The organism is Selenomonas ruminantium subsp. lactilytica TAM6421 (assembly GCF_000284095.1).
Taxonomy (GTDB): domain Bacteria; phylum Bacillota; class Negativicutes; order Selenomonadales; family Selenomonadaceae; genus Selenomonas_A; species Selenomonas_A lactilytica.
Window position 1 is genome coordinate 2,012,142 of sequence record NC_017068.1, and the last position, 13,748, is coordinate 2,025,889.

Here is a 13,748-nt window from a genome sequence, read left to right on the forward strand (position 1 = left end):
GTCATTTTGCATTAAATCAACATATTTACCGTCATGGCATTCTGTTCGGCAGGAGTGGCCGCTCTGTCCGGCAGCCTGCCCATGCGTTCCTTTGCCTGTTCCAGGAGCTTTTTGGCTTTTTCCACTTCCGCAGCATCGCATTGATTCAGCCGCAGGCCGTCCTCCAATTGTTGCAGATCCTGTTCCAGCAGAGCCACAACGGACTGCATATCCCCTTGGGTAGCAGCAGCTGCAATCTGCCGGCGGCGCTTATTCTCGTTAAGAGACACCGTGGTCTTGGAAGAAGTCATGCTCATTTCCCCATCTTCATCAATGGTGACCTGCATTCCCTGAAAGCCCACTTCATCCTTGCGGTTGTTATAAACATCCTCTGCCACCCGCAGGTTGTCGAAGAGCTTCAACCGGCTTTCCTCGTCCGTCAGGCACTTCTGCAGATACTTACCGGAAATCTTTGCCATGCCGGCCTTGACCATGCTGAAATTCTCCTGCAGGTATTTGGTGAGTTCGTTGGTATTGGCAAATTTTTTCTTCTTCTCCCTAGGCTTGCCCAGCATATCCTGCCACCAGTTCTTTTTGTCGGAGCGTTTGAGATGGGACTGCTGGCGCCGATTGCCGTCATCATACTCGGATATGCCCCAGCTTCTCAGGCCACCATCATCCTCGATAATAAAGCCATGGGATTTCACTTTGCGCCCCGACATATTGCCGCCCGTCACATCGGTGTGGGCAATATCGTAAATCAGGGCTTCGTACTCCATGCGCTTCTCCGGATCCTGCTCAATCTGTTTAAGGATTTTGGATGAAATAGACACGTTGTTGGTGCCGGTTCCCGCAAAGGGTGCCGTGCCCACGCTGAACTTGAGATTGGGAAATTTTTCTGCTAGACTTTTCATAACATCAGAGTCTTCTTTTTTATCCGTGGCCCGGGCTTTGGCGAAGCTGTAAGCCGCCTCGGATACATAACTGCCACCTACCTTCACTGGCATGTCGATTACCCCCTTGTAAAAACACCATAACCTCTTTACCCATATATCGGCAATTTTGACTTGTCAATAATACTTATAGCACCAACGGCAGATTTATCGGTGTGAACTGCAAAACTACAACAGAAACTTTTTCACTGATAGAGCATTACAGTCAAACGGAAACGCTGACGCTTTTCGCCTTTTACCACTTCAAATATCAAAGGGTGCCTCTGCCGGATAATGGAAGCTGGCCGCAAAACTGATGCCCTTCTTCTCGGCCCGTTGGCAATAAAGTACGTCCGCAAGCCAGACCTTCCGCCGCTCCCAGGAGGAATCCCGCCCGTCGTTGACCTTCAGCAGGATGTATTCCTTTTTTTGCTTCTGGATATGAGCAGCTTCCCGGCAGGCCTTTTCCAAGACCTGGGCAAACTTTTCCTTATCGATGGGCTTCAAGAGATAATGGAACGCCTGTACATCAAAGGCCTTGGCCATGTATTCCCGATAGCCCGTCACAAAGATGATGATGCTTCGGGCCGCCTGTTCCCGGAAGTCCCCTTTTGAAGTAGTCACTGCCTTTAATTGTAGCGACTAACAACAGCAACATTCAAGGGTTATGGCGCGAATTACCCAATTTGTGGCGTGAACTACTTAATATATCGTACATCAGGTCCATAACTTAACCATCAGCCGCCCTCTCTCCTTGACAAATGCCGGGCAATCCGTCACTATAAAGCTATAGCAAATACGGAGAGGGGATTTTTATCATGGAGATTTTACGTTATATTGTCAATATCATTTGTTTTATTGCCTTGTTTATCACACTGGAAGTAGTCTGGGCCAATGTGCGGAACAACTGGCAGGCCAGGAACCTGTTGGGCTGTGCCGAATATCTGATTGGCGGCGTAACTGTACTGCTGGTGCTGATTGCCCTTAGCGATGCCGCGAACAGCATGTTGCTATAAGAAAAGGGAAGCAAATATGCAGAACTTAATCGACAAACTGGAACGCAATAATGATTTAACAGATGAAGAATTCATCGTCCTGCTTACGGCAGATTCCCCGGAACTTGACGCCTGCCTCGCTGCCCATGCCCGCAAGGTGCGGGAAAAATATTACGGTAAGGACGTCTATATCCGCGGACTGATTGAGTTTACCAATCACTGCCGCAACAACTGCTATTACTGCGGCATCCGGCGGGACAATCCTAACGCCCAGCGATACCGGCTGACCATGGAAGAAATCCTTACCTGCTGCGAAACAGGCCAGCAGCTGGGTTTTCGCACCTTTGTCCTGCAAGGCGGCGAGGATGCTTACTTTACGGACGAACGGCTGGCAGAACTCATCCGCGCCATAAAAAAACGCTGCCCCGATTGCGCCGTAACGCTGTCCATCGGGGAGCGTGAAAAAGATAGCTATGCAAAACTGTTTGCCGCCGGGGCCGAACGCTTCCTGCTGCGCCATGAAACGGCAGACAAGGTCCATTATGAGAGCCTGCACCCGGCAGAAATGTCCTTTGACCACCGGATGAAATGCCTGCAGGATCTGCGGGATATCGGCTATCAGGTTGGCTGCGGCATGATGGTGGGTTCGCCGGGCCAGACCAGCGCCCAACTTTTGCAGGATATGCGTTTCCTGCAGAAGTTCCAGCCGGAAATGGTGGGCATTGGCCCCTTTATCCCCCAGCATGATACACCTCTGGCGGAATATCCGGCAGGAACGGCCAAACTTACGGTGCGGCTGCTTTCCATCATCCGCCTGCTGCTACCCCAGGTCCTGCTGCCTGCCACCACCGCCTTGGGCACCATTGACACCCAAGGCCGGGAAAAAGGCCTGCTGGCCGGCGCCAATGTGCTGATGCCAAACCTATCCCCCACTGCCGTCCGTCAGAAATACGCCCTCTACGACAACAAGATCTGCATGGGAGAAGAAGCCGCCGAATGCGTCAACTGCCTGGCTAAGCGGGTAGCATCCACCGGTTACAAAATCGTCAGTAATCGCGGTGACCATCCAGCATTTGCATCGAAGAAAAACTTGTGAAATATCCATCATCAAGCAGCAATATCCACATTAGCTCCCCGATATTTGCTGGCATCAGCGGATTTCAGATCCTTTTGATAGGGATTGTCCTCATTATAATAACGGATTTGTGTAGAAGTCTCACCACCAGAAATATACGTTCTGCCACATTCCGGGCAGACATCCGTCTTTAGGCGCACACTGGCCCGTACCACTTCACCATTGCCCAGTTCCGCCTTCTGGTAGGCGTTGGATACATGTTCCTGCTCATGACTCATCACCACTGCCGCAGCATTGCCAGGATCGATATGCCCCGCCGCCTTGAACGAAACCATTTCATTGGAGCCATCCTGGTACTTGCGCCGTTTACAGGTCTCACATTCCCCGGGGCTGGACTTACGGCCATTTACATTCTTGTCCTCGTTCTCATCATCCTGTACCGAGAAGGCAGCGCCTGATTCATAGCCACTATCCGCGCTTCCATAACCTCCGTAACTGCTATAGCGATCATAAGGCGAGCTAAAACTCCCGCCAATTCTCATATCTGCCATGATTCACACTTCCTTCCCTGCGCCTACATCTATTACCTGCCCTATGCCATCCTCCAGCGAAACCGTCATCTGTGTTTCGCTGTCAGGCATGGACATTTCTTCTACACTGTAATCCTTCGGCTCAGCTTCCCGTGCCCGGGCTTCCTCATTGTCCACGGAAATCTTGTCATCTTCCTTATCGTCCCGCCTGCGACGATGCTGTTCCAAAGCCGCGGCATTCTTGGCCATGGCATAAAGGTCTTTGTTAAACTCCATCAATTCCTTTTCATCAGCGGGAGATACCTTGCGTCCATGCATGATGCGGGAAGCGGTCTGCATGGCGCGGCTCATCTTGTCATTGGCTTCCTTCATGGCATCACTGCTCTGGCGAGCATTGGCCGCCTCATGGAGCAGGAAGTTATGCAAGGAAACGCCCTTCTTCATATCCTGAATCTGTTTGCTCGTGGCCAACAGCTGTTTCTTCACGTCATCGGAAAGATCAATCCGCTGATTTTCGACTTCGATATATCCCTGCTTCACCGCCCGGCTGACCATATCCGCATTGTCAAAGCTGACGACGAATTTATTGCTGTCACCCTGACGGAAAACGGAAAAATCAATCCGAGTTTCCTCTGTTTTTTCTTTGGCCGCTTTCTCCTTATCCGCCTGCTGCAGTTCATAACCAGCTGAGGAAATATCCACCTCAGCCGTTGAAAACATATCCAGCTTTTCTGTATTCTGTGCCGGAACAGTCATCCCATCCCGCTTGATGCGCTCATTGAGTTTTTTCGCCATAGGCTGGCTGGTGTAATAGTCCAGCTCCTGCCTGGTTATATTCCTTAAGATACGCATAGTCTTATCCTCCCTGATAAATGACCTCAATCCCTCTTATTGGGTATATCGTTCGAAAACCGACTTTACTTAACGATTTTTTGATGATTTTCCAATTGCTTTCTTGAAGTATGATAGCATTTATGCTATCATATAAGAAAGATTTATTAGCATTGGAGCAGTTATGTACACCGTTGAGTTTTATGAAACTTCCGCTGGTGAATCTGACGTTTGGGATTTCTTAGAAGAACTTCGCCTAAAGTCAGTCACCAACAAAGATGCCAGAATACAGTATAATCAAATGGTATTCTATATTGACCTTTTATCCAAAAATGGAACGCGAATGCCGGATAAAATAACCAAGAATATCAATGAAGATATATGGGAATTACGTCCTGGGAACAATCGCGTGTTTTATTTCTATTATCGTGATAATACTTTTGTTTTACTTCACCATTTTCGCAAAAAAAGTATGAAAACGCCCTCACAAGAAATAGAACGTGCTAAAAGAGAACGTGATGATTATAAAAAGAGAAAGGACGCTGATAAGAAATGAGAACTTGGAATGATTATAAAGACCATGTTAAAGCCATTGACCCTGTTGCGAAAAAAGATATCGAAAACATCGAGGAGCTGACCACCATTGTTTCTTCTTTAATTGCCAAAAGGACTGAACTTGGTATAAGTCAGCGTGAACTAGCCGCCGAATGCGGACTCCCCCAATCCTCCGTAGCAAGAATAGAATCCTTTAAAACTACGCCAAAATTCGATACATTATTAAAAATTATGCGTCCATTAGGTTTGAAATTACAAATTGTACCTAGCAACTAAGAATATAAGATGGCGGGCAAGAATTTGACTTGTCCGCCATCTTAATTCTTAGTTGCTTTCTTCATTCACCTTTATATATCGAGCAGCAATTTTTATTAACTGGTCTTTATAATTATACAAACCATCAATGGAATCAAGCTGATATTTTTCTTTATCAGGGGTAACAAAAAATTTTCTCTTCTCTGAAAGATACAATCTACATATCCATTTTCTCGTATTATTGTCAATTAATATGCTAAAATAGGTTTCCGTATCTTTATAGGTGATTTCATGCCCTTCCAATGACGAATGTAGAAGCGTTTTTATTATGAAAAAGCTCTCAACTTCTTCCTTCGTAGTTATAATTTTAGACTTTTCAATAAGTTCATTAGATATGGATTCATCTGTTTGCTCATCCTCTATTTGTTTTTCACCTTCTGTCTTTAGAGCAGTTTTCAAGCGATCATTTATCATTTCATTAACAAATTGTGCAAATGCCTTCTTAACTATAGGACGAAATGAATCTATGACTTTCTGAGTTTTTAAGCCATCATAAACTTTTGACAAAATATATTTGACAAACACATCATCTGGATTAGCTAGCTGCTCGTTAAATATTTGCCGAATTTGACTGCTATATTTTAATTCGGATGCAGAATTTGTAATAGCCTCAATATCAAAAGCTTGTTTTTGAAATTTTTTCAATTCTGGGATCAATGGTTCCTTTATATTTAATATATCAAATTCAAGGAACGGTCTATCATCCATTTTATTACTTTCATCAAGATCAGTATAAAAACGATAAATTATACCGTTGGTTAGAATACCAAATTTCGCCGGTGTTGTAGAAAAATATCTAAAAAGTTGTGAGGAATGTTTATCAAGAGGTTCACCACACCATTTCGCTTCAATTAATATTAATGGTTGGTTATCCTCCCCCATAATTGCATAATCAACTTTTTCACCTTTCTTAATGCCAAAATCTGCGGTATATTCAGGAACAAATTCCAAGGGATTAAATACATCATATCCTAAAATTTGAAAAAACGGCATAATCATAGAAGTTTTTGTTGCTTCTTCTGTTGAGATATTATCTTTCATGGTGTTAATTCTAGCTGAAAACTGTTTAATTTTATCAATGAAATCCATGATAACATCCTCCCCATAACTCAATTTCTTCTATCGTTTGTGAATTACTTCGCGATAAAACTGTAAAATCCTGCCTATGGCTATAATTTCTCCAGCAACCAAAAGTCGTATTCCTCTTTGCCGAACATTTTGTAGGACATGTTGAATAGCCTACCTATCAGCAGTGGGGTCGAATGGGGATGCAAAATTTGACCGGTCAAAAGTCAAATTTCAAATTCACAGCTCAATTTCTGTTCGGAACGCCACTACCGCCTGACCGGTTATTTTTACCTGCACCGGCTGATGGTCTTTGATTTTCACTTGTACCTGCATACCGCCGTCCCTCTTTATGGCCTCGCCCTGCCGGATGGTAAATTTCAGTTCATTATCCTTTTCCAGCTGACGGCAGATACCAAAATGCACCAGATAAGCTCCCAATGGCCCATTGGCATTTCCGGTGACCGGGTCCTCCTGAATGCCAATGGCAGGCGCAAACATTCGGCCGTGAACCAGCACCTCCGCATCTGGATGCAGAGTAAACACATAATAGCCGTTGCAGTCAACTTCGGCGCTAATTTCTGTCAGCTTATCCATGTCAGGCTTTAAGCTGTGCAGAAGTGATTCAGAATTTATCCCTACCATGATTTTGGAATGGCCTGCCGAGGCAATAGCCACCGGACAATCTTTGCGCAGAGAGTCCTGCGCTATGCCCAGTGCTTCCGCTATGCGCTTTACCAATGGCTCTGGAAAGGGTTCAGACACCTCCGGCTTGCCCTGAGTCATAACGATGGAAAAATCCTCCCCCTCCTGCATGATATCTACTGGCAGTATCCCCGCTTTTGTCTTTTGCATGCCCCGTCCAGACACAACACTGCCCTCAATGGCCCGCACATAATGGGCTGCTATAGTGGCATGACCGCACAGCGGGACTTCTGTGGTAGGCGTGAAGAAGCGCACCTCTACATCGGCCTCAGCTTCGTTTGCCTGCAGGATAAAGGCCGTTTCGGAGTTGTTCATTTCCCGGGCAATGTGCTGCATCTGCTCATCGGTCAAGCCATCGGCATTAGGCACTACCCCTGCCGGATTTCCGTGGAAGCGCTCCCGTGTAAATGAATCCACCTGGTACAATCTGTATGTTTTCATCAGCAATTCCTCCGCTGATTTGACTTGTCAAACACACTGCATAAAATTTGACCGGTCAATTGACCAGTCAAAAGTCAAATGTCAAAAACGGCCACCGCACTACATATGCGATGGCCGTTCTATCATGCAATCTTAGAGCTGGGGGCCTGCGGAAACCAGAGCCTGGCCTGCTTCGTTGTTCTTCGTGTATTTGTCGAAGTTCTTGATGAAGCGCTGAGCGAGGTCTTTGGCCTTTGCTTCCCAGTCAGCCGGGTTAGCATAAGTATCCTTCGGATCGAGGATATTGGTGTCTACGCCTTCGAGTTCCGTCGGTACTTCGAGGTTGAAGAACGGAATCTTCTTGGTGGGAGCCTTCTTGATGGCGCCGCTGTGGATAGCGTCGATGATGCCACGGGTATCCTTGATGGAGATACGCTTGCCGGAGCCGTTCCAGCCCGTGTTCACGAGGTATGCCTTCGTGCCGTTGGCTTCCATCTTCTTAACCAGTTCTTCTGCGTACTTGGTCGGATGCAGTTCGAGGAATGCCTGACCGAAGCAAGCGGAGAACGTCGGCGTCGGTTCGGTGATGCCACGTTCCGTACCAGCCAGTTTAGCCGTGAAGCCGGAGAGGAAGTAGTACTTCGTTTGTTCCGGAGTCAGGATGGAAACCGGGGGCAGTACGCCGAAAGCATCTGCGGACAGGAAGATAACACTCTTGGCTGCCGGAGCTGCGCTCTTGTCGTTGACAAAGCCCTTAACGGTGCCTTTGATATGATCGATAGGATAGGATACACGGGTGTTTTCCGTGATGGTCTTATCGGCAAAGTCGATGTTGCCCTTGTCATCGAGGGTTACGTTTTCGAGGAGGGCGTTGCGCTTGATGGCGCCATAGATGTCCGGTTCGGATTCCATGTCGAGGTTGATAACCTTGGCATAGCAGCCGCCTTCAAAGTTGAATACGCCTTCATCATCCCAGCCGTGTTCGTCATCGCCAATCAGCAGGCGTTTCGGATCCGTAGACAGGGTGGTTTTACCCGTGCCGGAGAGACCGAAAAAGATAGCCGTATTCTGGCCCTGCTTGTCGGTGTTGGCGGAGCAGTGCATAGCAGCAATGCCCTTGAGCGGCAGGAAGTAGTTCATCATGGAGAACATGCCCTTCTTCATCTCACCGCCGTACCAGGTGTTGATGATGACCTGTTCGCGGCTCGTGAGGTTGAATACTACGGCCGTTTCGGAATGCAGGCCCAATTCCTGATAGTTTTCTACTTTAGCCTTGGAAGCGTTGTAAACCACGAAGTCCGGCTTGAAGTTTGCCAGTTCTTCTTCCGTCGGCTGGATGAACATATTGGTTACGAAATGTGCCTGCCAAGCAACTTCTACGATGAAGCGTACAGCCATGCGGGTGTCTTTGTTGGCACCGCAGAAAGCATCTACAACGTAGAGTTTCTTGTTGGACAGTTCCTTCTTAGCGATTTCTTTCAGAGCGTTCCAGGTTTCCGGCGTAGCTCTGTGGTTATCGTTATGATAGTCTTCGGAATCCCACCATACAGTGTCATGGGAAGTCTCATCATCCACGATGAATTTATCTTTAGGCGAACGGCCGGTGAAAATACCAGTCTTTACGTTGACAGCACCCAGTTCGGAAACCTGGCCCTGTTCGTAGCCCGTCAAACCTTCTTTAGTCTCTTCTTCAAAAAGCGTCTTGTAAGACGGATTGTGGAGAATTTCAGTCGTACCAGTGATGCCATATTGGCTAAGATCGATGTTTGCCATTTTACATTCAACCTCTTTCGTAAAAAAGATACTTTTCGCAGTTTGAGAAGCTTTTCACATTTGACTTCTCGCCACGCATATTATATTAGCTTATTTTTCCATAAATGTCAACTATTTTCTGCTCAAATTACAAAAATGACATTTATCCAAATTATTTGATAATATATTTTTTTCTTGAATCAATAAACAGAGGACTGAAACAATCACTATCGATTGTCCCAGTCCTCTGTTGCGCTGCCTAACCGTGACGCTCCTTGAGCAATACCTTGACCTGCCGCAGGAAGTCAATCATGCTGCAGGCAATCACATTCTTCTCGCTCATGAGTTCCTTGAGCCCCAGGATGTTGGCCCGCATGGACTTGACCAGGCCGCCCACGGAATTCGTGCCATCCGATACGCTGCCCATCATATCGCTGGTACGCTGGATTCCCGCCACAATCTTGCTGCTGTAATCATTTACGCTTTTCGTGCTCTCAGCCACATTGGCAAAACTTTCCTGCACCCGATCCACAAAGGCAGCATTCTCCGCCGCCTTTTCCTTGGTTTCATCAATGACCTTATTGAGCTCCACCAACGTCTGCCGCAGGGAGCTGATATTCGCATCAATCCCCTCAACCATGCCTTTGGTAGAAGCCGCCAGCTCACGGATATTTTCAGCAACTACACTGAAACCGCGGCCGGCCTCTCCTGCCCGGGCAGCCTCGATGGAAGCGTTCAGGGACAGGAGATTTGTGCGGGTGGCAATGCCCTCGATGCCCTCTGACATCTTATTGATATTGTCGAAGTTATCCTCCAACTGCTGGAAAACCTGCATGATGCTGTCGAGCTTTTCGCCGATTTCCTGGGTTTTGACGGACAAAGTCCCCACATCGCTGCCAGCGTTATGGACGACCTCATGGGCATCCTTCATGATGGTGGAGATATTCTGCGCATAATCATTCAGGGAATTGAAATTATCATTGAGGGAGGAAAAATCTTCATTGACCTGACCGATACCCGCATAGGTCTCCCCCATCTTGTGGATGTACTCGGCAATGCCTGCCTCCGCTTCCGTCAGTTCCCCCATGCGCTCATCCAGGTAATTGATGCCATAAATGAGCTGCTTATCATTGTTTTCATTATTTTTGACCGTATCATGATAGGGTGCAGATTTATGCTGTGCCTGTACTGCTGGTTTATGGTTAAAGGACGCCTGCTCTGCCGCCTGATTGGCGGCCGCTTTTTCCTTGGCCCGCTGATTGTAGAGCGGTTCCTTTGACTTGCCGAAATTAAAGAATCCCATAGCCGTCTCTCCTTATTCAAACACCGCCGCAATCATCGTCTGATTGAAATGCTGCTCATAGATCTGCTCGCCATAACCACCCCAGCCAACATAACTCCCCAGCACCCTTCCCATGCTCTGGAAGAACTCATCCGCATAGCCTTCACTCTCAAAGAGCAGGGTGCGGGCCAGACAGTTTACCATAATGGACATTGACGGATGCGGCACATCATGGTGTATCCGCTCCATGGTCTGGCGGTTCACCTGCCGGTAGTCATCAGGCTGCAGCATGACAATCTGGTCATTCTCATAGATGCGGGCATGATATTTCATGGACCGATGGTCGGAATCGATATCGTCATTGGCAATGATATACATATCCTTGCCGATAATGCGCCCCACGGGATTGCTGTCCAGGAAATTGCGGTTCATCTGGGAAACGGAAATACCATGCATCCTGGCTTCCATTTCCGCTGCCGCAGAACCATCGTAGCCCATGACCTTGCGGGAGAAAGCATCCACCTGGGTGGCCGTAAGAGGATCGCAGATAGGCTTGTAGATGTTCTCCCGATAAAGATGGATTCGGCCGCCTAAGTTCCGCAGGATGACAAATATGCAGGCCTTGTCATATACCTTGCCATTCAAGGAGACGTAGGTTTTTTCTGCCAATCCCCGGTCGCCAGCCGTCCCGCCAAAGACGGGAATCCTTTCCTTGCGCAGTACCGAATTGAGCACCGCCAGCACCGATTCCTCGCAGGCAATCAGGCCATTGGTGGCAGTCAGGCAAATCGTATCGCCGCTGCCATGATGGCCAAAGGAACGCACGGCATCCTGCACCCGTCCTACATATTTCAGCGGACAGTGATCCGCCTCCTCCAGGACATCTGCTACGCATTCCACGCCACTTTGCACCGCCAGCACTTCCAGAGTATCGTGAAAAATCCCTTCATGGGAAAAAGCCGCAATGGAAGTTGTCCCCATGACAATGCTGCGCGGAAAGCGCTGATGCAATTTCTCGGTGGTTTCCTTAAAGGCATCCACCGCAGTGGTAAACCAGACAAACTTGGGCTCTGTCATTCCCTGACAGGCAGTGTCAATCGCAGCATTTACCGGCTTGGCTGCGCTGCGGCCGATTTTATGATCCATATTCCACGTACCACCTTCCGTATGTCCTCAATTCCATTACACACTACTTTGCTTGCTTCGACGCAAATCCACCAAAATCCTGCCATAAAACAAGGTCTGACCAGTCAATTTTTTGACCGGTCAGACCTTTCAGCAAAAGCCTATTATTTTTTGACGAAATCCAATACGGCCTCCGCCATCTTATCCTTTTCGCATACGCCTTTATGACGTACTTCCTTTGTCTTGAGGGCTGCCAAACCTGCAGGAATGGGCTGTTCATTCAGGGACTGCAGCTTGTCCAGCAGGCCGAATTCATCAAGGCCGGCTGTCTCTGCCTGCAGGGCTTCCAGCACGCTGCCATTGAACTTGTAGGGGCTGGCCGTGGAAACCACCACCATCACATGGTCATCCTTCGTCTCATGGCGATAGTTTTTCGCCACCTGATAAGCCACCGCCGTATGGGTGTCCAGCACATACTTATGCTGTTCGTAGACCTGACGGATGCAGGCCTTGGTGGCATTGTCATCCACAAAATCGGCCCAGAAGAATTCCTTGATCTTGCCACGGGTGTCCTTGTCCACTTCATAGTTACCCGTCTTGGCCAACTCAGCCATCCAGCCGGCCACCTGTTCCTTATTGCCCGTCACATGATAGAGCAGGCGTTCCAGATTGCTGGAAATCAGGATATCCATGGAAGGCGTGATTGTCTTATAGAAATCACGGTTGCGGTCATAACGGCCCGTCTGCAGGAAATCCGTCAGCACGTTATTGGCATTGGAGGCACAGATGAGCTTATGGACAGGCAGCCCCATCTGCTTGGCATAGAAGCCCGCCAGGATATTGCCGAAGTTGCCCGTAGGCACGGTGAAGTTGACTTCTTCTCCGGCTTTGATTGTCCCAGCCTTGCGCAGATCTGCATAGGCGCTGAAATAGTAGACAATCTGCGGCACAAGACGCCCCCAGTTGATGGAGTTGGCCGAAGACAGCTTCACATTGGCCTGCGCCAGCTTCTCCGCAAATTCCTTATCACCAAAGATGACCTTGACGCCGCTCTGAGCATCGTCAAAGTTGCCCTTGACCGCCGTCACATTGACATTGCTGCCTTCCTGGGTGAGCATCTGCAGCTGCTGGATCTGGCTGACACCGCCTTCCGGATAGAAGACCATGATGGAAATCTGGTCCACATCCTTGAAGCCCTCCAGCGCAGCTTTACCCGTATCGCCGGAAGTCGCCACCAGAATCAACACATCCGACTTTTCCCCGGTCTTCTTGAGCGCTGTGCTCATAAGCTGGGGCAGCAGCTGCAAGGCCATATCCTTGAATGCACTCGTAGGGCCATGCCAGAGTTCCAAAACCTGCATATTGCCCAGATCCGTCACCGGAGCCCGGTCTTCACAGTCAAACTTGCCCTGGCCATAGGCATTATTGACACAGGTCTTTATTTCCTCAGCCGTATAATCCGTCAAGAATAAGCTCAGTACCTTTGCAGCCCGTTCCTCATAGGAAAGAGGCAGCAAATCTTCAATGAATGACTGGTCAACCTGCGGCAAACTGTCCGGCACGAACAAACCGCCGTCCGTTGCCAGCCCTTTGATAATGGCCTGAGCCGAAGTAAGCTTAACATTTTCTCCCCGGGTACTGCTGTAATTCAATCAAACCGCCTCTTTCCTACTATATAAATAACACTTATCTGCTGACTGATGCCACCGTGGCTTTGGCCGCCTGCACCAAATCCGCAGGCTTCAGGATAATCTGCTCTCCGCGCTTGCCGGCGCTGATGGCAATGACCTCCTGCGCCTCGGCACTGACATCGAGATACACAGGATAATCCTTCTTTGCCCCCAAAGGAGAACAACCGCCCCGGATATAACCGGTCAAACCAAAGACTTCCTTCAGATGCACCATTTCCACGCGCTTGTTGCCCGAAGCTGCGGCCAGCGCCTTGAGATCCAGCTCCCCGCCACCGGGGATCACCGCCATCAGCACGCCATTCTTATCGCCACGGCACACCAAGGTCTTATAGACCATCTCGATGGGCATGCCCACGGACTCAGCCACATGCACCGCGGACAGGTCATTTTCATCCACCTCATAGGTCTTCAGCTCATAGCTGATGCCTAACGTGTCCAAAATCCTTGCTGCATTGGTCTTTGCTTCTTTTTTCTTTTTTGCCATTTTTACTTACAC

General features: G+C 48.5%; 15 protein-coding genes. 4 read left to right on the plus strand and 11 right to left on the minus strand.

The window, feature by feature from the left end:
• Nucleotides 1-11: 11 nt before the first annotated feature.
• Nucleotides 12-986 (minus strand): DUF6033 family protein, encoded by a 975-nt coding sequence (locus SELR_RS17820; RefSeq protein ID WP_014425086.1) that lies wholly within the window; start codon nt 984-986, stop codon nt 12-14.
• Between the two features lie 189 nt (nt 987-1,175).
• Entirely contained in the window at nt 1,176-1,535 is a 360-nt protein-coding gene (locus SELR_RS09895; RefSeq protein ID WP_014425087.1) for a LytR/AlgR family response regulator transcription factor, read from the minus strand.
• Between the two features lie 194 nt (nt 1,536-1,729).
• Between SELR_RS09895 and SELR_RS09900 the strand changes: the two genes are divergently transcribed.
• Both SELR_RS09900 and hydE read left to right on the plus strand, forming a co-directional pair.
• The gene (locus SELR_RS09900; protein ID WP_014425088.1) at nt 1,730-1,927 is read left to right on the plus strand and encodes a hypothetical protein; all 198 of its coding nucleotides are present in this window, start codon (nt 1,730-1,732) and stop codon (nt 1,925-1,927) included.
• A 16-nt stretch (nt 1,928-1,943) separates the two neighbouring features.
• Entirely contained in the window at nt 1,944-3,002 is a 1,059-nt protein-coding gene (gene hydE / locus SELR_RS09905; protein WP_014425089.1) for a [FeFe] hydrogenase H-cluster radical SAM maturase HydE, read from the plus strand.
• A gap of 11 nt (nt 3,003-3,013) precedes the next feature.
• Here the strand turns inward: hydE and SELR_RS09910 are convergent, their stop codons facing one another.
• The gene (locus SELR_RS09910) at nt 3,014-3,532 is read right to left on the minus strand and encodes a hypothetical protein (protein WP_014425090.1); all 519 of its coding nucleotides are present in this window, start codon (nt 3,530-3,532) and stop codon (nt 3,014-3,016) included.
• 3 nt (nt 3,533-3,535) lie between these two features.
• Nucleotides 3,536-4,363 (minus strand): hypothetical protein, encoded by an 828-nt coding sequence (locus SELR_RS09915; RefSeq protein ID WP_014425091.1) that lies wholly within the window; start codon nt 4,361-4,363, stop codon nt 3,536-3,538.
• Between the two features lie 163 nt (nt 4,364-4,526).
• Between SELR_RS09915 and SELR_RS09920 the strand changes: the two genes are divergently transcribed.
• Both SELR_RS09920 and SELR_RS09925 read left to right on the plus strand, forming a co-directional pair.
• Nucleotides 4,527-4,898: a type II toxin-antitoxin system RelE/ParE family toxin gene (locus tag SELR_RS09920; RefSeq protein ID WP_014425092.1), complete on the plus strand. Its 372-nt coding sequence runs from the start codon at nt 4,527-4,529 to the stop codon at nt 4,896-4,898.
• Nucleotides 4,895-5,173 carry a helix-turn-helix domain-containing protein gene (locus SELR_RS09925; protein ID WP_014425093.1) on the plus strand — a complete coding sequence of 93 codons (279 nt, stop codon included), beginning with the start codon at nt 4,895-4,897 and terminating at the stop codon, nt 5,171-5,173. Before SELR_RS09920 ends, SELR_RS09925 begins: the two co-directional genes overlap by 4 nt.
• Nucleotides 5,174-5,221: 48 nt before the next feature.
• Here the strand turns inward: SELR_RS09925 and SELR_RS09930 are convergent, their stop codons facing one another.
• From SELR_RS09930 to ybaK, 7 genes are all read right to left on the minus strand, one after another.
• The gene (locus tag SELR_RS09930) at nt 5,222-6,301 is read right to left on the minus strand and encodes a type I restriction endonuclease (RefSeq protein ID WP_014425094.1); all 1,080 of its coding nucleotides are present in this window, start codon (nt 6,299-6,301) and stop codon (nt 5,222-5,224) included.
• 216 nt (nt 6,302-6,517) lie between these two features.
• The gene (locus SELR_RS09935) at nt 6,518-7,423 is read right to left on the minus strand and encodes a PhzF family isomerase (protein ID WP_014425095.1); all 906 of its coding nucleotides are present in this window, start codon (nt 7,421-7,423) and stop codon (nt 6,518-6,520) included.
• Between the two features lie 132 nt (nt 7,424-7,555).
• A complete protein-coding gene (gene pckA, locus SELR_RS09940; protein WP_014425096.1) occupies nt 7,556-9,175 on the minus strand; it encodes a phosphoenolpyruvate carboxykinase (ATP) in 1,620 nt (539 codons plus the stop codon).
• Between the two features lie 238 nt (nt 9,176-9,413).
• Nucleotides 9,414-10,457 carry a methyl-accepting chemotaxis protein gene (locus SELR_RS09945; RefSeq protein WP_014425098.1) on the minus strand — a complete coding sequence of 348 codons (1,044 nt, stop codon included), beginning with the start codon at nt 10,455-10,457 and terminating at the stop codon, nt 9,414-9,416.
• 12 nt (nt 10,458-10,469) lie between these two features.
• Nucleotides 10,470-11,582, minus strand: a complete 1,113-nt coding sequence (locus tag SELR_RS09950) for an FIST signal transduction protein (protein WP_014425099.1) — start codon at nt 11,580-11,582, stop codon at nt 10,470-10,472.
• Between the two features lie 143 nt (nt 11,583-11,725).
• A complete protein-coding gene (gene thrC, locus SELR_RS09955; protein WP_014425100.1) occupies nt 11,726-13,213 on the minus strand; it encodes a threonine synthase in 1,488 nt (495 codons plus the stop codon).
• Nucleotides 13,214-13,247: 34 nt separating this feature from the next.
• Nucleotides 13,248-13,736: a Cys-tRNA(Pro) deacylase gene (gene ybaK, locus SELR_RS09960; RefSeq protein ID WP_014425101.1), complete on the minus strand. Its 489-nt coding sequence runs from the start codon at nt 13,734-13,736 to the stop codon at nt 13,248-13,250.
• Nucleotides 13,737-13,748: the final 12 nt, after the last annotated feature.